This is a genomic window from Streptomyces acidiscabies (genome assembly GCF_020010905.1).
Classification (GTDB): Bacteria; Actinomycetota; Actinomycetes; order Streptomycetales; family Streptomycetaceae; genus Streptomyces; species Streptomyces acidiscabies.
Map to the genome: position 1 here is coordinate 1,969,340 of NZ_JAGJBY010000002.1, position 20,658 is coordinate 1,989,997.

The following is a 20,658-nucleotide window of genomic DNA, read 5'->3' on the forward strand; positions in this document are numbered from 1 at the left end:
CTAACCTGACTTGGCGCAGGGTGACTTGTCGACGGCGGTGTGTCCTGATCCATGCGGGTTTTCGGGGGTGCCCGGATCCGCCGTTTTACACAGAGTGGCCGTGCGGTGCGTGTCCGTGGTCCACGGGGAGCGGCTGGGGCGGCTTCGGGCCCACGTAGAGGCCGCTCGGGCGCATCCTGAGGGGGCGTTCGCCGTACTCCTCCAGCGCGTGCGCGATCCAGCCCGCCGTACGGGCCACGGCGAAGATCGCCTCGCCGGCCGTCGCGGGCATGCCGAAGGAGTGGGTCATGGCAGCGAGGGCGAGGTCGACGTTGGCGTGCAAGGGGGCGTGGCGCGCGGTGGTGGCCACGACGTCCCGGGCCGCCGCGAGGGCGGGGTACGCGTCCGGGATGTCCGCCAGGAGCGCGAACAGCGCACCCGCGCGCGGGTCCTCGCCGACGTAGAGGCGGTGGCCCAGGCCCGGGATGCGCCGTCCCGCGCGCAGTTCCTCGGCGATCACCGGTCCCGCGTCGCCCTGTTCCAGGACCTCGTCCAGCAGCCGGTGGGCGAGACCGCTGGCCGCGCCGTGCAACGGGCCCTCGACGACGCCCAGGCCCGCCGAGACGGCCGCGTACGGATGCGCGCGGGCCGACGCCGCGACCCGGACGGCGAGCGTCGAGGCGGCCAGGTCGTGGTCGGCCAGGAGACCGAGTGCCGTGTCCAGGGCGTTCAGTGACGCCTCGTCGGGCGTGCGCATGGTCAGTCGCGCCCACAGGCGCCGCACCAGAGGGCCCTCGTCCCGGTGGCCCGGGTGACGTGGGGGCAGGGCCGCGACCAGGGTCGGGATCAGGGTCCGGCCGGTGCCGACGACCGCCTGCGCGGACAGGTCGAAGCGCAGGGGGTCCACGACGGCCGCCGCGACGGCCGCGGCCCGCAACCGGTCGGCGGGGCCGGTGTGTTCGGGCAGCGCGCGGGCCGCTCGACGGGCCGCCTTCAGGGACTCCTCCGGCGCGGTGAACGTCGCTCCCGCGCGCAGTTCACCGGTCCACAGCCACTCCGCGACCTCTTCGTAGGAGTGCACGCCGGCCAGTTCGACCGCGTCCACGCCCCGGAAGAAGTACCGGTCGCCGTCGATGTACGTGAGACGCGTGCGTACGGCCGGTTCGCTCCCGGTGCCCGGGCTTCCGGCGCTCTCGCGTCTGTTGCGGCGCGCCAGGGCCTCCACCTCGGAGGGGTCGAAGGTGCTGCTCCGGCTGCCGGGGACGCGTCGGCTGCTGAGCTGGCCGCGGCTGACGTACGCGTACACCGTCTCGGGCTTCACGCCCAGCAGTTCGGAGGCCTCCTTCGTGGTCAGACGGCGTTCGGGGTGGCCGGGGGCGGGTTCCTGGTCGCGCATGGGGGTCACCGTATCCGGATGAAAGACATGTTGATTAGATCAATATTGACAGTGATTTAGTCAATGATGGACAGTCTAATCAAGTTCATCAAGCTCAAGGAGGGAAATCATGTCGGTCAACAGGTCCACCACGTCCTTCGTCGACGTCCCGCGCGGACTCGCCGGTGTCGTGGTCACCGACACCCGGGTCGGCGACGTGCGCGGCGTCGAGGGCTTCTACCACTACCGCCAGTACTCCGCCGTCGACCTCGCGCAGACCCGCTCCTTCGAGGACGTCTGGCACCTCCTGGTCCACGGCGAACTCCCCGACCCCGTACGGGCATCCGCCTTCGCCGCCGGGACGGCCGCGCTGCGGGCGCTGCCGGCCGAGGTGAGCGCGGTCCTGCCCGCCGTCGCCGCGTCGGGCGCGGGTGGTGTCGGGCCGCTCGCCGGGATGCGGACGGCGCTGTCGCTGCTGGGTGCGGTCAAGGGGTTCCGGCCGGTGTACGACATCGACGCCGGGCAGCGGCGCAGGGACACGCTGGTGGCAGCCGCCGCCGTGCCCACGCTGCTCACCGCGCTGTACCGGCTGGGGAAGGGGCTCGAACCGGTCGAGCCGAGGCAGGACCTGTCGTACGCGGCGAACTACCTGTACATGTTGACCGGCGTCGAGCCCGATCAACATAAAGCGCGGGCCGTCGAGCAATACTTGATCTCCACCATTGACCACGGCTTCAACGCGTCAACATTCACGGCGCGCGTCATCGCATCAACAGGTGCGGACGTCGCCGCCTGTCTCGTCGGTGCCGTCGGCGCGCTCTCCGGCCCCCTGCACGGCGGGGCGCCCAGCCGGGCCCTCGACACCCTGGACGCGATCGGCACCCCCGATCGCATTGATCCCTGGATCCGGGAGCATGTACTGGCCGGCGACCGGATCATGGGATTCGGTCACGCCGTCTACCGCACCGAGGACCCCCGCTCCCGGATGCTCCGCGAGATCGCCCAGCGCTTCGGCGGCCCGCGCGTCGCCTTCGCGGTCGAGGTCGAACGCCAGGTCGAGGCGATCCTGGCCGAACTGAAGCCCGGCCGCGAACTCCACACCAACGTGGAGTTCTACGCGGGCGTCGTCATGGAACTCTGCGGCCTCCCCCGCGAGATGTTCACCCCGACCTTCGCCGCGGCCCGCGCCATCGGCTGGAGCGCGAACATCCTGGAACAGTCCCAGGACTCGAAGATCATCCGTCCGGCGGCACGGTATGTTGGCCCCGAGGCGCCGGTCGCGGTGCCTCTCGCGAGCTGAGGGGCGCTCAAGTCCCCTTCTTCGCAAGGGACTTCGAGTTTTCGGTGCCGGCCGGACGGATCCGGTGAATTTCCCGGGTCCTGCGGAGTAGCCTGCGCGGCGGGGGCGGGCGGAGTGGGTATCTTGTCCTGGCCCAACCCTTCGGCGCTCACGCCTGCGCTCGGAGGGGCCATTCCAACCGCTACCGCGGCCGTTTCGGAGGGCACAGTCACCCCTCCAATCAGGTCATGAGAAGGCGGTACGTTTTCGTGAAGATCGTGCGACGTGTCGGGGCGTCCCCCAGGGAACGCGGCAGCACCACAGGGCAGACCTGCCCCGACATCTTCGAGCTCAGCAACGGCGACTTCGCCGTGATCGGGCGCGAAGCGACCGAGGAACTCGACCGCGAGCTGCCCTCGGACGCCGCACGAGCCGACTACGAGCGGATCGTCGTCATCACGCGCGAGACGCTCGTCCGCGCCAAGCACGACATCCCCGACGCCTGACGGGCGCCCCCTCGCCCAGTCCGAGCGTCCGAGGCCCGGAGCCGATGCGGGGCCGGGCCTTGTGGCGCCCCTCCGGCGGCCTCACGCCGCATCCTCCGGAGGCGGATCACCGACGACCCACCACTCGTCCGTGTCGGCGTCGTCGAGATCGTGGATCAGGTCGTCCAGCATCCGCCCGAGGATGTACTCCTCGGAGGAGTCCGGGAGGCTCTTGCGGTGGTGGCGGGTGGCCTCCCAGTACTCGCGGAAGACCTTGTTGCGGCACATCACGCGCAGATGCCCGTACAGCTCCGCGCGGGAGAGAGCGCCGATCCGGTAGAAGTACAGGTTGTTGACGTACAGGGCGTTGGCGAAGAGGAACTGCCGCTGTTTGTCGAGCGGTACGTCGGATTCGTAGGTGTCCAGGACGGCCGCGAGGGCGGGGTCGTCCATGGCCTTGCAGAGCAGGTCGAAGGAGAGTCGATGCTGTTCGGTGAGGGCGGCTCGCCTGCGATGGCCGGCACCCGGCACACCGAGGGAGTCGAGGGTGACCGAGAACTTCTGCTTCGCGGCCGAAACGATCCTGTGTATCCCTGCACTCTGTGTGGCCATGTCAACCCCCGGTCCAGGCGGCCGTGCGCCGGTCGTCGGGGTGCGGGTGTGGTGACGGGGACCGGCGAGCGGTGGGCGGCGCTTGCCGTCTCCCAGAGTGCCGAGCGGCTCTGATCGGCGGGGAGGCGGAGAGGAGGCGCACGGAAGGAAGCGAGGGTCGCACACCCCGGCGCCTTGCCTCACGTCTGCCCCGGACAGGGAGCTAACAATCGTTCACTTCGCGGCGATTATCCCGGCTCGTATCCTGAGGTGGCAGTCATTCCTCGGCCGTGCTCCGGAGTGTGAACCGGCGCACGCACAGGCGCGAAAGAGGTCGTACGTGGCGCAGGGCGGCACCCCGCAGCAGATCCCGGTCGTCGTGCTCGCCGGATTCCTCGGCTCCGGCAAGACGACGTTGCTCAACCACCTGCTGCACCGCAGCAGGGGCAGCAGGATCGGCGCGATCGTCAACGACTTCGGGGCGATCGAGATCGACGCCATGGCCGTCGCGGGCGCCCTCGGCGACTCCACGGTCTCCCTCGGCAACGGCTGCCTGTGCTGCGCGGTCGACGCGAGCGAACTGGACTCCTACCTGGAGCGCCTGGCCGCGCCCGCCGTCGGTGTCGACGTCATCGTCATCGAGGCGAGCGGCCTCGCCGAACCGGGTGAACTCGTCCGGATGATCCTCGCGAGCGAGCACCCCGCGATCGAGTACGGCGGACTCGTCGAGGTCGTCGACGCCGCCGAGTTCGACGGCACGCGCGTGAAGCACCCCGAGATCGACCGGCACATCGGCCTCGCGGACCTCGTCGTCGTCAACAAGCTGGACCGCGCGGACGACGGGGAACGTGTGCTCGGGCTCGTTCGTTCACTGGCCGGGAGCGCGGCCGTCGTACCCGCCCGCTACGGCCGCGTCGACCCGGAGTTCCTCTTCGACTGCCGGCCGAGCGAGGAGCGGATCGGGCAGCTCTCCTTCGACGACCTGCACCGGCACGAGGACCACGAGGACCACGAGGACGGGGACGGCGCAGGCCACGCCGAGCACCTGCACGCGGCGTACGACAGCCTCTCCTTCACCGCGGACGCGCCGCTGGACCCGCGGCGCCTGATGGCGTTCCTGGACGGCCGCTCCGAGGGCCTGTACCGGATCAAGGGGTACGTCGACTTCGGGCCGAGCGACCCCCTCAACCGGTATGCCGTGCACGCGGTCGGACGGTTCCTCAGGTTCGTCCCGGAGCCCTGGGAAGAGCGCGAGGAGCGCCGTACGCGGCTTGTCCTGATCGGCGCGGGGATCGACCGGGAGGCGCTCGGGAAAGAGCTGCACGCGTGCGTGCAGGACGCCCCACAGGCCGACGAGCGCGGCATGTGGGGCGTCCTGAGGTACGTACGCGACCCGGAGGCCGAGCGGGAAGCCCCCGAGGACGTCACCGACGACATCCCCGAGGACCTGCCCGACGAGGGCTAGAACGGCCCCGCGACCACCGCCACCGTCTTCGGCAGCGACACGCCCGAACCGTCCCGGCGCGGATCGATCTCCGGCAGCTCCGCGGGCATGCCGTTCTTCTGCGCGGCCCGCGCGGGGACGGCGCCCGCCCAGGCGACCGAGAGGCAGTCCTCGCCCTTCAGGAACCGCTGGCAGCGCACGCCGCCGGTCGCGCGCCCCTTGCGCGGGTACTGGTCGAACGGGGTCAGCTTGGCCGTCGTCTGGACGGAGTCGTCCAGCGTGCCGCGCGAGCCCGCGACGGTGAACACCATGGCGTCCACGGCGGGGTCGACCGCGGAGAACGAGATGACCTTCGCGCCGTCCGTCAGCTTGATGCCCGTCATACCGCCCGCAGGACGGCCCTGGGGGCGCACTTGGGACGCCTGGTAGCGCAGCAACTGGGCGTCGTCCGTGATGAAGACGAGGTCCTCCTCGCCCGTGCGCAGCTCGACCGCGCCGACGATCCGGTCACCGTCCTTGAGGGTGATGACCTCCAGCTCCTCCTTGTTGGCCGGGTAGTCCGGCACCACGCGCTTGACGACGCCCTGTTCCGTGCCGAGCGCGAGGCCTGGCGACGACTCGTCCAGCGTCATCAGGCACACGAGCGTCTCGCCGTCCGTCAGCGGCACGAACTCCGACACCGGCGCGCCGCCCGACAGGTTGGGCGCGGCGGCCGTGTCCGGGAGCTGCGGCAGGTCGACGACGTTGATCCGCAGCAGCCGGCCCTCGGAGGTCACCGCGCCGATCTCGCCCCGGGCCGTCGCGGGCACCGCGGAGACGATCACGTCGTGCTTCACGCGCGCGGCGTCCTCCTCGGCCGCGAACGGCTCGCCGTTCGCCGTACGCGCGAGCAGCCCTGTCGACGACAGCAGCACCCGGCACGGGTCGTCGGCCACTTGGAGCGGCACGGCGGACGCGGTCGCGCCGGACGACTCCAGCAGGACCGTACGCCGCTCCGTGCCGAACTTCTTGGCGACCGCGGCCAGTTCGCCCGAGACCAGCTTGCGCAGCTCGCTGTCCGACTCCAGGATCCGGGTCAGCTCGGCGATCTCCGCGTTGAGCCGCTCCTTCTCGGACTCCAGCTCGATCCGGTCGAACCGGGTGAGCCGGCGCAGCGGCGTGTCGAGGATGTACTGCGTCTGGATCTCCGACAGGGAGAAGCGCTCGATGAGGCGCTCCTTCGCCTGCGCGCTGTTGTCGCTGGAGCGGATCAGCCGGATGACCTCGTCGATGTCGACGAGCGCCGTCAGCAGGCCCTCCACCAGGTGCAGGCGGTCGCGGCGCTTGCCGCGCCGGAACTCGCTGCGCCGCCGTACGACGGTGAAGCGGTGGTCCAGGTAGACCTCGAGGAGCTCCTTGAGGCCCAGCGTGAGCGGCTGGCCGTCCACCAGGGCGACGTTGTTGATGCCGAAGGACTCCTCCAGCGGCGCGAGCTTGTAGAGCTGCTCCAGGACGGCCTCCGGGACGAAGCCGTTCTTGATCTCGATGACCAGCCGCAGCCCGTGCGAGCGGTCGGTGAGGTCCTTGACGTCGGCGATGCCCTGGATCTTCTTCGAGCCGACCAGGTCCTTGATCTTGGCGATGACCTTCTCGGGGCCGACGGTGAAGGGCAGTTCGGTGATGACCAGGCCCTTGCGGCGCGCCGTCACGGTGTCCACCGCGACCGTCGCCCGGATCTTGAACGTGCCCCGGCCCGTTTCGTACGCGTCCCTGATGCCGGACAGGCCGACGATCCGCCCGCCCGTCGGCAGGTCGGGGCCCGGGACGAACTTCATCAGCGCGTCCAGGTCCGCGTTCGGGAAGCGGATCAGGTGGCGGGCGGCGGCCACGACCTCGCCCAGGTTGTGCGGCGGCATGTTCGTCGCCATGCCGACCGCGATCCCGGACGAGCCGTTGACCAGGAGGTTCGGGAAGGCGGCGGGCAGTGCCACCGGCTCCTGCTCCTGGCCGTCGTAGTTGGGCGTGAAGTCGACCGTGTCCTCGTCGATCGACTCGGTCATCAGGCTCGTCGCCTCGGCCTGCCGGCACTCCGTGTACCGCATCGCGGCCGGCGGGTCGTCGTTGCCCAGGGAGCCGAAGTTGCCGTGCCCGTCGACGAGGGGCACGCGCATGGAGAACGGCTGCGCCATGCGCACGAGCGCGTCGTAGATCGACGCGTCGCCGTGCGGGTGCAGCTTGCCCATCACCTCGCCGACCACGCGCGCGCACTTGACGTAGCCCCGGTCGGGGCGCAGGCCCATCTCGTTCATCTGGTAGACGATGCGGCGGTGGACCGGCTTCAGGCCGTCGCGGGCGTCGGGCAGGGCGCGGGAGTAGATGACCGAGTAGGCGTACTCGAGGAAGGAGCCCTGCATCTCGTCGACGACGTCGATGTCGAGGATCCGCTCCTCGAACGAGTCGTCGGGCGGTGGGGTCTTCGTGCTGCGGCGGGCCATCGCTGCCGGCTCCTCTTTTCTGGTCGATTGCCTGCGGGCACTCAAGTCGGTGCCGAGCGGGCCGGGTTGCTCCCGGTTCGAAGAACCCGGGTCCGGACTCGCTCGTACGGGACGTGCTCAAGGGTCTGACGTCGACCATTGTGGACCGTGGCACTGACAACCCGGGCCAGGACCCGGCTCGGCGGGCCCGGCCGGACGAGCACGGCCCGTTCCCCCACGGCAGCCCGCACGTTACGCGATCCGCTCTCGGCGTACGTCCGCCGGGAACTTCGCCGACCGTCCGCACGCTTGCATACAGTGACAGGACCGGCAGGAAAGTCCGCGGTCCACGACCGCGTCCGCCATCGAAGGGACGTACATGCCCATGGGTCACACGGCCACAGCCCAGGCAGGCTCCGGGGGCCTGACAGCGACCGAGCACCGCCTGGCCAACGGCCTGCGCGTGGTGCTCTCCGAGGACCATCTGACCCCCGTCGCGGCGGTGTGTCTCTGGTACGACGTCGGCTCGCGCCACGAGGTCAAGGGCCGTACCGGCCTCGCCCACCTCTTCGAGCACCTGATGTTCCAGGGCTCCGCCCAGGTGAAGGGCAACGGCCACTTCGAGCTGGTGCAGGGCGCCGGCGGCTCCCTCAACGGCACCACCAGCTTCGAGCGCACCAACTACTTCGAGACCATGCCCACGCACCAGCTGGAGCTCGCGCTCTGGCTGGAGGCCGACCGCATGGGCTCCCTGCTGGCCGCCCTGGACGACGAGTCGATGGAGAACCAGCGCGACGTCGTCAAGAACGAGCGCCGCCAGCGCTACGACAACGTCCCCTACGGGACGGCGTTCGAGAAGCTGACCGCCCTCGTCTACCCGGACGGCCACCCCTACCACCACACGCCCATCGGGTCGATGACCGACCTGGACGCGGCGACCCTGGAGGACGCGCGCGCGTTCTTCCGGACGTACTACGCGCCCAACAACGCGGTCCTGTCGGTGGTCGGCGACATCGACCCGGAGCAGACGCTCGCCTGGGTCGAGAAGTACTTCGGCTCCATCGCGTCCCACGACGGCAAGCCCGAGCCGCGCGACGGCTCCCTGCCGGACGTCATCGGCGAGCAGCTGCGCGAGGTCGTCGTCGAGGAGGTCCCGGCGCGCGCGCTGATGGCCGCCTACCGGCTCCCCGAGGACGGCACGCGCGCGGGGGACGCCGCCGACCTGGCGCTCACCGTCCTCGGCGGCGGCGAGTCCTCCCGCCTGTACAACCGGCTCGTACGGCGCGACCGGACCGCCGTCGCGGCCGGCTTCGGCCTGCTGCGGCTGGCCGGGGCGCCCTCCCTGGGCTGGCTGGACGTCAAGACGTCCGGGGACGTCGAGGTGCCCGTCATCGAGGCCGCCATCGACGAGGAGCTCGCCCGGTTCGCCGAGGAGGGCCCGACGGCCGAGGAGATGGAGCGCGCGCAGGCGCAGCTGGAGCGCGAGTGGCTGGACCGGCTCGGCACGGTCGCCGGGCGCGCGGACGAACTGTGCCGGTTCGCCGTCCTGTTCGGCGACGCGCAGCTCGCCCTCACGGCCGTACAGCGCGTGCTGGAGATCACTCCGCAGGAGGTCCAGGAGGTCGCCAAGGCGCGGCTGCGGCCCGACAACCGCGCGGTGCTCGTCTACGAGCCCAAGCACTCGGACAGCGCCGAGGACACGGACGTGCCCGAGGACCCCACGCGTGAAGCGACCGTAGAGGCCGACGACAACGAGGAGACGGCCAAGTGACCGAGCTCGCCACGATGGACTTCCACCCGCAGCCCCAGGCGGGCGAGGCCAGGCCCTGGGCGTTCCCCGCACCCGAGCGCGCGGCCCTCGGCAACGGCCTGACCGTCCTGCGCTGCCACCGGCCCGGCCAGCAGGTCGTCGCCGTCGAGGTCCTCCTCGACGCGCCCCTGGAGGCCGAGCCGACCGGCCTGGACGGCGTCGCCACGATCATGGCGCGCGCCTTCTCCGAGGGCACCGACCGGCACTCCGCCGAGGAGTTCGCCGCCGAGCTGGAGCGCGCGGGCGCCACGCTCGACGCGCACGCCGACCACCCCGGCGTCCGGCTCAGCCTGGAGGTCCCCGCCTCCCGGCTCGCCAAGGGGCTCGGGCTGCTCGCCGACGCCCTGCGGGCGCCCGCGTTCGACGAGGGCGAGATCGACCGGCTGGTGCGCAACCGGCTCGACGAGATCCCGCACGAGCTGGCCAACCCCTCCCGGCGGGCCGCCAAGGAGCTGTCCAAGGAGCTGTTCCCGGCGACCGCGCGCATGTCGCGCCCGCGCCAGGGCACCGAGGACACCGTCGAGAAGATCGATGCCGCCGCCGTCCGCGCCTTCTACGACCGGCACGTGCGCCCCGCGACGGCCACCGCGGTCGTCGTCGGCGACCTGAACGGCATCGACCTCGACGCGCTGCTCGGCGAGACCCTGGGCGCCTGGACGGGGTCCACCGCGCAGCCCCGGCCCGTCCCGCCGGTCACCGCCGACGACGCCGGGCGTGTCGTCATCGTCGACCGGCCCGGCGCCGTGCAGACGCAGCTGCTGATCGGGCGCGTGGGCGCCGACCGGCACGACCGCGTGTGGGCCGCGCAGGTGCTCGGCACGTACTGCCTCGGCGGCACCCTGACGTCCCGTCTGGACGCCGTCCTGCGCGAGGAGAAGGGCTACACCTACGGCGTGCGCGCCTTCGGGCAGGTCCTGCGCTCCGCCCCCGACGGCTCGGGCGCCTCGATGCTCGCCATCAGCGGCTCCGTCGACACGCCCAACACCGGGCCCGCCCTCGCGGACCTGTGGACCGTCCTGCGCACCCTCGCCGCCGAGGGCCTCACGGACGCCGAGCGCGACTTCGCCGTGCAGAACCTCGTCGGCGTGGCGCCGCTCAAGTACGAGACCGCCGCGGCCGTCGCCGGGACCCTCGCCGACCAGGTCGAGCAGCACCTCCCCGACGACTTCCAGGCGACGCTCTACCGGCGGCTGGCCGCCACCGGCACCGTCGAGGCCACCGCCGCGGTCGTCAACGCCTTCCCCGTCGACCGCCTCGTCACCGTCCTCGTCGGCGACGCGAAGGAGATCCGCGGGCCGGTCGAGGCCCTCGGGATCGGCCCGGTGCGGGTCGTGACGGCGGAGTAGACGGCGGAGCACGGGCACGCGCGCGTGGGGTGGCTGGCGAGCCGCACGCGCGCGTGCACGCTGTCGAGGACTCTCGCGCGAGTTCGCTGTTCGCGAAGTCACACCCCGCCCGGAACGCACCCCCTCAGGGGTGACCGTTTTCGCCCGGAGGGTGCACCTCTGCCCTGTGGTGTGCGCTACAAAAGCCGCTGTGCGTTTGGGAATCGACGGCACGCCCTCTAGCGTCGTCCGGGCTGTTCGTCGGGCAGTGCGCCGCACACCGCGGCACCGGACAGCGATCGCCGAGTCCCCGTACGGCGCGAGCCAGGGGAGCCGGGGACCCACAGTCCCTGGGGTGAATCGGGCGCGTGCGCCCGTAGGAGACCTTCCTGCTCCGAACCCGTCAGCTAACCCGGTAGGCGAGAGGGAAGGAAAGGACGAACTCGACTCCATGGCGTTCACCTGCGCCACCGGCAGGCGCCGCAAGGCGACCCGGATGCAGCGTACGACCGCCCGCGCGGCGGGCATAGCGGCGCTGACGACCTCGGCGCTGGCCGCCGGATCACCCCCCGAACCGACCGCCGCGAACGCGATGACCCTCGCGGACGACACGGCCACCATGCGCCTCGACGTCACCGAGCACGTCGACGACCGCGCACACGCGCAGGAGCAGGCCGTCCAGCAGGCGGCCGTACGCGCGCGTACGGAGGCCCTGCGCATCCAGGCCGCCGAGGAGGCGAAGGCCGCGCGCGCCGCTGAGGCCCGCGCCGCGCGGGAGGCCGAACGCGCCCGCCTGAACGCCTTCGTCGCGCCGATCACCGGCTCGTACGTGTCCACGGGCTACCGCAGCGGCGGCTCCCTGTGGTCCTCCGGCAGCCACACGGGCATCGACTTCCACGCCGCCACCGGCACCCCCGTGCACGCCGTCGGCCTCGGCACGGTCGTGGAGGCCGGCTGGGGCGGTGCCTACGGCAACCAGATCGTCGTCCGGATGAACGACGGCACGTACACCCAGTACGGCCACCTGTCGTCGATCTCCGTCGCGGTGGGCCAGACGGTCACCCCGGGGGAGCGGATCGGCTACTCGGGCGCGACGGGCAACGTGACCGGCCCGCATCTGCACTTCGAGGCCCGTACGACACCGGAGTACGGCTCCGACATCGACCCTGTTGCCTACCTGCGCGCGCACGGCGTCGACGTCTGACCCGCGAGACGTCGTCCGAGAGATCGTCCAGCCCCGGCCCCCTCGGCCGGGGCTTTCGGTGTTTCGGACGGCCCCTTGTCCAAAAAATATCCCTGGATTCCGGCCCGCCATCGGAAATTCCCGCTCATTGCAATAGAGTCACGGAACACACGTCAATCGTCGACGTTTCACGGGGATTAAGGCGGAGGTCCGTCATGCGTATTCCGGCGCACTCGGTGTGCACGGCCGTCCGGGACGACATCGTCGCGGGTGTCTACGAGCGCGGCAGCCGCCTCACCGAGGAACTCCTCGCGCGCCGGTACGGCGTCAGCCGCGTCCCGGTCCGCGAGGCGCTGCGGACGCTGGAGGCCGAGGGCTTCGTCGTGACCCGGCGCCACGCGGGTGCGTGCGTGGCCGAGCCGACCGAGCAGGAGGCCGCCGACCTGCTGGAGATGCGGCTGCTCCTGGAGCCGCTCGGCGCCGCCCGGGCCGCCCAGCGGCGCACCGAGGCCCACCTGAAGGTGCTGCGCGGACTCGTCAGGCTGGGCCAGGAGCGCGCCAGGAGGGGCAGCAGCGAGGATCTGCGCTCCCTGGGCGGCTGGTTCCACGAGACGCTCGCCCAGGCCTGCGGAAGCCACGCCCTGACCTCGACGCTGACCCAGCTGCGCCACAAGATCGCCTGGATGTACGCGGTGGAGCCGTCGGCCAGCCCCGTCGACTCCTGGACCGAGCACGGCGCGATCGTCGACGCCGTCGCGCGCGGGGACGCCGAGCGCGCGCGTGCGCTGACCGCCCTGCACACCGAGCGCTCCACCGCCGCCCACCGGCTGCGCTTCGCCGGCGCGGACCGCGTGAGGACTTCGCAACACGCCGTAAACATGACCGGCCTGCGTCATTAACACGGGCGCCGTATACAAAGAAGAGGTATTTGGCGGAGGTGTATTTCCGCTGCCCTTTTCACGAGTGCGCCGCGAATTTCTCGACGCGCACCTTCCGTATGCCCCCGCACATCCCGCAATGCTGTGCGGGGAAATGCATTCCGGTATGCCCGGACAATGACGGAGCCGCGCCGCCCGGGAGAGGGCGGCGCGGCTCCGTTACGCGCGCGTGGGTGGCGTCAGACGGTCTCGGGGAGCTCGTCGAGGCCCTCGGAGACCAGCTTCGCCAGCCGGTCGAGGGCCGCGTCCGCGCCCTCGGCGCCGGAGGCCAGGACGACCTCCTCGCCGCCCTGGGCGCCGAGGCCGAGGACGGCCAGCATGGAGGCCGCGTTGACGGGGTTGCCGTCCGCCTTGGCGATCGTGACCGGGACGCCGGTGGCCGTGGCGGCTCGGACGAAGAGGGAGGCGGGGCGGGCGTGGAGGCCCTCCGCCCAGCCGATGGTGACGCGGCGCTCAGCCATGTTGTTGCTGCCCTTCGGTGTTCAGGGTTGTCTAGACCAGTTTTCCACACGTGAAGCGTCCGGGGAGGAGGCGCGACGGCCCCTCCCGGACGGCTGTCCGGACCGCGGCCTCGGTCCGGTTCGTGCCGTCTTCCGTCCCCCAGACTGCCTCGCGCCGTTGTCGGACGCGAGCCGTACGCTGGGCCCCATGCAGAGCGCGCAGGAGCGGCACGAGTACCCCGCCCACTGGGAAGCCGACGTGGTGCTGCGCGACGGCGGTACCGCGCGCGTGCGGCCCATCACCGCCGACGACGCCGAGCGCCTGGTCAGCTTCTACGAGCAGGTGTCGGACGAGTCGAAGTACTACCGCTTCTTCGCGCCCTACCCGCGCCTGTCCGCGAAGGACGTCCACCGCTTCACGCACCACGACTTCGTGGACCGGGTGGGACTCGCCGCCACCGTCGGAGGCGAGTTCATCGCCACCGTACGCTATGACCGCATCGGCCCCGACGGCCTGCCCGCCAAGGGTCCCGCCGACGAGGCGGAGGTCGCCTTCCTCGTCCAGGACGCGCACCAGGGCCGCGGCGTCGCCTCCGCTCTCCTGGAGCACATCGGCGCCGTCGCGCGCGAGCGCGGGATCCGCCGCTTCGCCGCCGAGGTGCTCCCCGCCAACTCCAAGATGATCAAGGTCTTCACCGACGCCGGCTACACCCAGAAGCGCAGCTTCGAGGACGGCGTCGTCCGCCTGGAGTTCGGCCTCGAACCCACCGAACGCTCCCTCGCCGTCCAGCGCGCCCGCGAACAGCGCGCCGAGGCCCGCTCCGTACGGCGGCTGCTGGCGCCCGGCTCCGTCGCCGTCGTCGGCGCCGGGCGCGCGCCCGGAGGCGTCGGCCACGCGGTCCTCGCCAACCTCCGCGCGGCGGGCTTCACGGGCACCCTGCACGCCGTCAACAAGGCCCTCCCGGACGGCGTCGAGGAGCTCGACGGCGTCCCGGCCCACCGCTCCGTGCGCGACATCGAGGGCCCCGTCGACCTCGCGGTCGTCGCCGTCCCCGCCGACGCCGTCCCCGAGGTCGTCGCCGAGTGCGGGGAGCACGGCGTCCAGGGACTGGTCGTCGTCTCCGCCGGGTACGCCGAGAGCGGCCCCGACGGGCGCGAGCGCCAGCGCGAACTCGTACGCCTCGCGCGCGCGTACGGGATGCGCATCGTCGGCCCCAACGCGTTCGGCATCATCAACACCGCGCCCGACGTACGGCTCAACGCCTCCCTCGCGCCCGAGACGCCCCGGCCCGGCCGCATCGGGCTGTTCGCGCAGTCCGGCGCGATCGGCGTCGCCCTGCTGTCCCGGCTGCACCGCAGGGGAGGGGGCGTGACCGGCGTGACCGGTGTCTCCACGTTCGTCTCCTCCGGCAACCGCGCGGATGTCTCCGGCAACGACGTCCTCCAGTACTGGTACGACGACCCCGACACCGACGTCGTGCTCATGTACCTGGAGTCCATAGGCAACCCCCGCAAGTTCACGCGCCTCGCGCGGCGTACGGCGGCGGCGAAACCCCTCGTCGTCGTCCAGGGCGCCGGATCGGCACCCCAGGGACACGCGGTCCGCGCGACCCGGCTGCCCCACGCGACGGTCTCCGCGCTCCTGCGGCAGGCCGGCGTGATCCGCGTCGCCACCATCACCGAACTCGTCGACACGGGCCTGTTGCTCGCCCGCCAGCCCCTCCCCGCGGGCCCGCGCGTGGCGATCCTCGGCAACTCCGAGTCCCTCGGACTGCTCACCTACGACGCCTGCCTCTCCGAGGGACTGCGCCCCCTCCCGCCCCTCGACCTCACGACCGGCGCCTCCGCCGACGACTTCCGCCACGCCCTCACGCGCGCGCTGGCCGACGACACGTGCGACGCGGTCGTCGTCACCGCCATCCCCGCCATCGGCGAGGGCTCCGCCGACGACGCCGGCCTCGCGGAGGCCCTGCGCTCGGCCGCCGCCGAGGTCCCGGCCAAGCCGGTGCTCGTCGTCCACGTCGAACTCGGAGGGCTGGCCGAGGCGTTGTCGGCGGCGATGAGCACGGCGCCTCAGGCGGACGCGGGCCGGGCGGCCGGAGCCACCACTGCGCCGGGGAGCGGCACAACCGCGCGGGCGCGGACGGGAGAGGCACTCGGATCGTCCCCCGCGCCCACCTCCGTACCCGACGCGCCTCCGGCGCACCCGCGCGTCAGCGTCACCGTCCCCCCGCCCCCCGCCCCTCCCGGACAAGCCCCCGCTCCCCGCGCGGGCAACGCCTTCGCCGCCGCCCGGACCCCGCACCCCGCCCTCGCCGCACCCCCCGACAAAGCCGCACAAGACCCCCTCGCACCCTCGGGCGGCCCCCGCCTCATCCCCGCCTACCCGGCGGCCGAACGGGCCGTACGCGCCCTCGCGGAGGCCGTGAAGTACGCGCAGTGGCGGCGCGAGGCGGCCGACCCCGGCAAGGTGCCCGAGTACGAGGACATCGACGAGAAGGGCGCCGTGCGGATGATCGACGGCCTCCTCGCGCGCGGGCAGGGACTCACCCTCGGCACCGAGGAGACGTGCGAACTCCTCGGCCGGTACGGCATCGGCGTACGGCGGGCCATGCCCGCGCCGACCCCGGAGGACGCCGTCCGGGCCGCGCGCGCCCTGGGCTACCCCGTCGCCCTGAAGGCGACCGCCCCGCACCTGCGCCACCGCGCGGACCTCGGCGGCGTCCGCCTCGACCTCACGGACGAGGAGCAACTGAGGCGGTCGTACGGCGAGCTGACGGAGCTGTTCGGGACGCCCCAGGAACTGCGGCCCGTCGTCCAGGCGATGGCCCCGCGCGGGGTCGACACGGTCGTCCGCGCGGTGATCGACCCGGCCGCCGGCGCGGTGCTGTCGTTCGGGCTCGCGGGCGCCGCCTCGCAGTTGCTCGGCGACATGGCGCACCGCCTGGTGCCGGTCACCGACAGGGACGCGACCTCCCTGGTGCGCTCGATCCGCACGGCACCCCTCCTGTTCGGCTGGCGCGGCTCCACCCCCGTCGACACCCCGGCCCTGGAGGAGCTCCTCCAGCGCGTCTCGCGCCTGGTCGACGACCACCCCGAGGTCGTCGCCGTCACCCTGGAACCCGTCGTCGTCGCCCCGCACGGCGTGAGCGTCCTCGGCGCGTCCGTACGCCTCGCCCCGCCGCCCGCCCGCGACGACCTCGGCCCGCGCACCCTGCCCGCGTACTGAGCCCCCGACGCCCTGTGCGGGGTCCCTCGCAGTCAGTGGGTCCCCGTAGGATGGAGGGCATGGCCAAGACCAGTACGACGACCCAGGGGCTGCGCGCGGCGATCGAGCGCAGCGGCTACTACCCGGCCCTCGTGGCCGAGGCGGTGGAGGCCGCCGTGGGCGGCGAGCCGATCCGGTCGTACCTGGTGCACCAGGAGACCACGTTCGACCAGAACGAGGTCCGCAGGCATGTGACCGTGCTCGTCCTCACCGGCAACCGCTTCATCGTCAGCCACACCGACGAACAGTCCGCCGACACGACGTCGCCGACGCCGTACGCGACCACCTCCACGGAGTCCGTGAAGCTCAGCCGGATCTCCTCCGTCGTCGTCAGCCGCGTCGTCGCCAACCCCGAGTCGTACGCGCCGGGCACGCTCCCGCGCGAGGTGATGCTCACGATCGGCTGGGGCGCCGTCTCCCGCATCGACCTGGAGCCCGCCGCCTGCGGCGACCCCAACTGCGACGCGGACCACGGCTACACGGGCAACTCGACGGCTGACGACCTCAGCCTGCGCGTCAGCGAGGCGGGCGACGGCCCGGAGACGGTGCGCCAGGCGCTCGCCTTCGCGCAGGCGCTCTCCGAGGCGACCGCGGCCCTCTGATGCCCCAGCTCGCCCCCTGGGACCACCCCGAACCCCTCCGCGTCGACTCCGCGCCCGTCCCGCGCTACGGCACCGGCTCCCTCGCCGACCTGCTGCCCACCGTGGCCGCCGGACTCGGCGTCCCCGGCCTCACCGCCACGATCCCCGCGCTGGTGCCCGCCGACCGCGTGTGCGTCTTCCTCGTCGACGGTCTCGGCCTGGAGCAGATCACGGCCCACCCGGACGAGGCGCCGTACCTCAACAGCCTCCTGAAGCCCTCCGGAGGGCATCTCACGGCCGGCTTCCCGGCCACCACCGCGACCTCCCTCGCCTCCGTCGGCACCGGCCTCCCGCCGGGCGCGCACGGGCTGCCCGGCTACACCGTGCGCGACCCCGCGACCGGCGCGCTGATGAACCAGCTCCGCTGGCAGCCCTGGACCTCGCCGCAGGTCTGGCAGCCGTACCCCACGGTCTTCCAGCTCGCCGACGCCGCGGGCGTGCACACCGCGCAGGTCTCCTCGCCCGCCTTCCAGAACACCCCGCTGACCAAGATCGCGCTCAGTGGCGGAACGTTCCACGGGCGGCTCACCGGCGAGGAGCGCATGGACCTCGCCGCCGCTCAACTCGCCGCCGGGGACCGGGCCCTGGTCTACACGTACTACGCCGAACTCGACGGCGCCGGGCACCGCTACGGCATCGCCTCCGACACCTGGCGCGGCCAGCTCATGTACGTCGACCGGCTCGTCCAGCGGCTCGCCGAGCAGCTCCCCCCGCGCAGCGCGCTGTACGTCACCGCCGACCACGGCATGGTCGACATCCCCTTCGACGAGGAGCACCGCATCGACTTCGACGCGGACTGGGAACTGCGCGCGGGCGTCGCCCTCCTCGGCGGTGAGGGGCGCGCCCGGCACGTGTACGCCGTCCCCGGGGCCGCCGCCGACGTCCTGACCTGTTGGCGCGAGGTCCTCGGCGAACAGTTCTGGGTCGCCTCGCGCGAGGAGGCCATCGCCGCCGGGTGGTTCGGTCCGCACGTCGACGAGCGCGTGTACGACCGGCTCGGTGACGTGATCGCGGCTGCGCGGGACGACGTTCTGATCATCGCGTCCGAGCGGGAGCCGAAGGAGTCCGCGATGGTCGGCAACCACGGGTCGATGACCCCTGCGGAGCAGTTCGTCCCCCTGCTCGAAGTACGCTCCTGATCGATTCCGACCGTTTCTCCGGCCCTTCGGGGGCGGCCTTCCTGCCGAAAGGTGCTCACCTCGCCATGCCCGAGTTGGTGTTCTTCTCCGGAACCATGGACTGCGGGAAGTCGACCCTGGCGCTCCAGATAGAGCACAACCGATCGGCTCGCGGCCTCAAAGGGATGATCTTCAGCCGTGACGACCGCGCCGGGCGGGGCAAGCTCTCCTCCCGCCTAGGGCTCGTCACCGACGCCGTCGAGATCCACGACGGGCAGGATCTGTACGCCTACCTCGTCGACCACCTCTCCCACGGGGGCCGTGCGGACTACGTCATCGCCGACGAGGCGCAGTTCCTCGCGGAGGCACAGATCGACCAGCTCGCGCGCGTGGTCGACGATCTCGGGCTCGACGTCTACGCGTTCGGCATCACCACCGACTTCCGCTCCAAGCTCTTCCCCGGCTCCCAGCGCCTCGTCGAACTCGCCGACCGCGTCGAGGTCCTCCAGGTCGAGGCCCTCTGCTGGTGCGGCGCCCGCGCCACCCACAACGCCCGCACGGTCGGCGGCGTCATGGTCGTCGAGGGCGCCCAGGTCGTCGTCGGCGACGTCAACCGGGCGGACACGATCGGGTACGAGGTGCTGTGCCGGCGACACCATCGCCGCCGGATGACAGCGGCATCGTCCAAGGCGGCGACCCTGTCACCGGACGTGCTGCCGGTTCAGGCGGTGTAGCCGGACACCGTCCACTCGCCGACGTCGTCGGAGAAACCGCTGTCCATGGCGAACTGGACGGCGACCACTCGGGAGGCGTTCGGTACTTCGAAGCTGAGGTAGCCGAGGGCGGTCCTCCCGGGCAAGATGGTGACGCCTCCGGGGAACTCGGCGCCTGCCGTGGTGTCGGAGAGGAAGGCCGTGTCGAAACGCTGGCCGTCCTGGTCGATCACGTCCACGCCGTTCGACGGCGAGTCGTTGTAGACGGCTGTGCCGGTGTTCTTCAACCGGAACTGGACAGAGACGAGATGGTTTCCGGGGTCCGGCGAGGAGAAGGAGTCCTTCGCGCGCGCGGGGTCCACCACCTTGACCACCGTCACATCGAGCTTCTCCTCGCCCGACGTGCCCGTGAGACTCAGCGTGTCCCCGACCTTCCCGTCGGACGACAAAGGCGCCAGCGCCAGCGAGAACACCGCCGGCAGACAGATCAGCAAGGGCGCGGTACGACGTCGCATCGCTCCTCCCGGTGCAGTGGAGCGGCAGATGACACCATCGTGCGCCCGCGCCAGGAGGTCGGCGAGTCGGGGGTCAGGTGGGGCGTTGGAGCAGGGCGAAGCGGGCGCCCTCCGGGTCGGAGGCTGTGGCTGTGCGGCCCAGGGGGGTGTTCGCGGCCGGGGTGATGATGTGGCCACCCAGGGACACGGCACGGGTCAGGGTTTCGTCCGTGTTCGTGACCTCGAAGTACGTGAGCCAGTGAGGGCCTCGGTCGCGGGGGAGGGCGGAGCCCAGGGTGTGGAGGGCCGCTGCCGGGTGGTCGTCGAGGTGGAGGGTCACCGTGTCGGGGGTGCGGGTGGAGGCGTAGGCGAAGAGAGTCTCGTAGAACTTGGCGACGGTCTCCGTGTCGTACGTGAGGAGCTCGTTCCAGGCGGGGGTGCCGTGGACGCCCGTCACGCCCGTGCCGAGGTGCGCCGCCGCCTGCCAGAGGCCGAAGACCGCGCCGGCCGGGTCGGAGCAGATGGCGAGGCGGCCGGTGTCGCCCGCGTCGAGCGGGCCGACGCCGACGGTACCGCCGCACAGGCGCACACGCTCGGCGTCCCGGTCGATGTCGTCGGAGGCGAGGTAGGGCGTCCAGGCGACCGGCAGGTGGCGGTCCGCAGGGAGCTGCCCGATGCCGGCGACGTCACGGCCGTCGAGCAGTGCGCGCGCGTAGGCGCCCAGTTGACGCGGCCCGGGCTGGAACTCCCAGCCGAACAGCTCGCCGTAGAACTCCTGAGTCGCCGTCAGTCCGTGCACCATCAGGCTGACCCAGCAGGGCGTGCCGGGTGTGTACCGGCCGTGCGCCTCGCCGTGCCGGTCCGAATCCCGTGCCTCGGTCATCGTCACTCTCTCCTCGGCCCCTCGCGGCGGCCGTGTCGCTGCACCCTGGAACCCCCGTGCCGATGCTCGCACCACCCGCGCGGCCCCGCGTCCCGGAGCACGCCGCCACGTGGGGGGCGGTGATGACGCGCCCGTTTCGCATTGATTGCCGTCAAGTGTTGATCGGCTGTACACGGTGTGCCCGATCCCGTACACCTGGTGATCGAGGCTGTCCGGCGGGCAGAGTAACCGGACACGGG

Annotated in this window: 17 protein-coding genes and 1 riboswitch; of the genes, 11 read left to right on the plus strand and 6 right to left on the minus strand. The window is 72.0% G+C overall.

From position 1 onward, the window contains the following. Positions 1–85: 85 nt before the first annotated feature. A complete protein-coding gene (locus J8M50_RS35690; RefSeq protein WP_010353008.1) occupies positions 86–1,375 on the minus strand; it encodes a citrate synthase family protein in 1,290 nt (429 codons plus the stop codon). Positions 1,376–1,484: 109 nt separating this feature from the next. Here J8M50_RS35690 and J8M50_RS35695 point away from each other — a divergent pair, with 109 nt between their 5' ends. Together J8M50_RS35695 and J8M50_RS35700 are read left to right on the plus strand one after the other, a co-directional pair. After that, positions 1,485–2,654: a citrate synthase/methylcitrate synthase gene (locus tag J8M50_RS35695; protein WP_010353009.1), complete on the plus strand. Its 1,170-nt coding sequence runs from the start codon at positions 1,485–1,487 to the stop codon at positions 2,652–2,654. A 248-nt stretch (positions 2,655–2,902) separates the two neighbouring features. Further along, positions 2,903–3,139 carry a hypothetical protein gene (locus J8M50_RS35700; protein WP_010353010.1) on the plus strand — a complete coding sequence of 79 codons (237 nt, stop codon included), beginning with the start codon at positions 2,903–2,905 and terminating at the stop codon, positions 3,137–3,139. Between the two features lie 81 nt (positions 3,140–3,220). On the opposite strand, the gene J8M50_RS35705 is transcribed toward J8M50_RS35700, so the two are convergent. Then, the gene (locus tag J8M50_RS35705; RefSeq protein WP_010353011.1) at positions 3,221–3,730 is read right to left on the minus strand and encodes a DUF6082 family protein; all 510 of its coding nucleotides are present in this window, start codon (positions 3,728–3,730) and stop codon (positions 3,221–3,223) included. Between the two features lie 319 nt (positions 3,731–4,049). Between J8M50_RS35705 and J8M50_RS35710 the strand changes: the two genes are divergently transcribed. Then, positions 4,050–5,174, plus strand: a complete 1,125-nt coding sequence (locus J8M50_RS35710) for a CobW family GTP-binding protein (protein ID WP_010353012.1) — start codon at positions 4,050–4,052, stop codon at positions 5,172–5,174. Here J8M50_RS35710 and J8M50_RS35715 read toward each other — a convergent pair. Further along, entirely contained in the window at positions 5,171–7,627 is a 2,457-nt protein-coding gene (locus J8M50_RS35715) for a DNA gyrase/topoisomerase IV subunit A (RefSeq protein WP_010353013.1), read from the minus strand. The genes J8M50_RS35710 and J8M50_RS35715 overlap by 4 nt on opposite strands. A 358-nt stretch (positions 7,628–7,985) precedes the next feature. Between J8M50_RS35715 and J8M50_RS35720 the strand changes: the two genes are divergently transcribed. The 4 genes from J8M50_RS35720 (at position 7,986) to J8M50_RS35735 (ending at position 12,823) form a co-directional block, all read left to right on the plus strand. Then, positions 7,986–9,377 carry a M16 family metallopeptidase gene (locus J8M50_RS35720; RefSeq protein ID WP_029183754.1) on the plus strand — a complete coding sequence of 464 codons (1,392 nt, stop codon included), beginning with the start codon at positions 7,986–7,988 and terminating at the stop codon, positions 9,375–9,377. Next, positions 9,374–10,762, plus strand: a complete 1,389-nt coding sequence (locus tag J8M50_RS35725) for a M16 family metallopeptidase (RefSeq protein ID WP_010353015.1) — start codon at positions 9,374–9,376, stop codon at positions 10,760–10,762. Before J8M50_RS35720 ends, J8M50_RS35725 begins: the two co-directional genes overlap by 4 nt. Positions 10,763–11,031: 269 nt before the next feature. Next, positions 11,032–11,178: riboswitch (cyclic di-AMP (ydaO/yuaA leader) on the plus strand. 14 nt (positions 11,179–11,192) lie between these two features. Continuing rightward, positions 11,193–11,945 (plus strand): M23 family metallopeptidase, encoded by a 753-nt coding sequence (locus J8M50_RS35730; protein WP_010353016.1) that lies wholly within the window; start codon positions 11,193–11,195, stop codon positions 11,943–11,945. A 194-nt stretch (positions 11,946–12,139) separates the two neighbouring features. Continuing rightward, positions 12,140–12,823 (plus strand): GntR family transcriptional regulator, encoded by a 684-nt coding sequence (locus J8M50_RS35735; RefSeq protein WP_010353018.1) that lies wholly within the window; start codon positions 12,140–12,142, stop codon positions 12,821–12,823. Positions 12,824–13,041: 218 nt separating this feature from the next. Here the strand turns inward: J8M50_RS35735 and J8M50_RS35740 are convergent, their stop codons facing one another. After that, positions 13,042–13,323 (minus strand): HPr family phosphocarrier protein, encoded by a 282-nt coding sequence (locus J8M50_RS35740; RefSeq protein ID WP_010353019.1) that lies wholly within the window; start codon positions 13,321–13,323, stop codon positions 13,042–13,044. Between the two features lie 187 nt (positions 13,324–13,510). On the opposite strand from J8M50_RS35740, the gene J8M50_RS35745 reads away from it, so the two are divergent. From J8M50_RS35745 to J8M50_RS35760, 4 genes are all read left to right on the plus strand, one after another. Next, positions 13,511–16,531: a bifunctional acetate--CoA ligase family protein/GNAT family N-acetyltransferase gene (locus tag J8M50_RS35745; protein WP_010353020.1), complete on the plus strand. Its 3,021-nt coding sequence runs from the start codon at positions 13,511–13,513 to the stop codon at positions 16,529–16,531. 50 nt (positions 16,532–16,581) lie between these two features. Then, the gene (locus tag J8M50_RS35750; protein WP_063133256.1) at positions 16,582–17,172 is read left to right on the plus strand and encodes a DUF5998 family protein; all 591 of its coding nucleotides are present in this window, start codon (positions 16,582–16,584) and stop codon (positions 17,170–17,172) included. Beyond that, positions 17,172–18,350 carry an alkaline phosphatase family protein gene (locus J8M50_RS35755; RefSeq protein WP_010353022.1) on the plus strand — a complete coding sequence of 393 codons (1,179 nt, stop codon included), beginning with the start codon at positions 17,172–17,174 and terminating at the stop codon, positions 18,348–18,350. Before J8M50_RS35750 ends, J8M50_RS35755 begins: the two co-directional genes overlap by 1 nt. Before the next feature lie 65 nt (positions 18,351–18,415). Further along, positions 18,416–19,063, plus strand: a complete 648-nt coding sequence (locus J8M50_RS35760; RefSeq protein WP_010353023.1) for a thymidine kinase — start codon at positions 18,416–18,418, stop codon at positions 19,061–19,063. Here the strand turns inward: J8M50_RS35760 and J8M50_RS35765 are convergent. Then, on the minus strand, positions 19,051–19,557 hold the full coding sequence (locus J8M50_RS35765) for a DUF4352 domain-containing protein (RefSeq protein WP_010353024.1): 507 nt from the start codon (positions 19,555–19,557) through the stop codon (positions 19,051–19,053). The genes J8M50_RS35760 and J8M50_RS35765 overlap by 13 nt on opposite strands. A 73-nt stretch (positions 19,558–19,630) precedes the next feature. Continuing rightward, entirely contained in the window at positions 19,631–20,419 is a 789-nt protein-coding gene (locus tag J8M50_RS35770; RefSeq protein ID WP_010353025.1) for a VOC family protein, read from the minus strand. Positions 20,420–20,658: the final 239 nt, after the last annotated feature.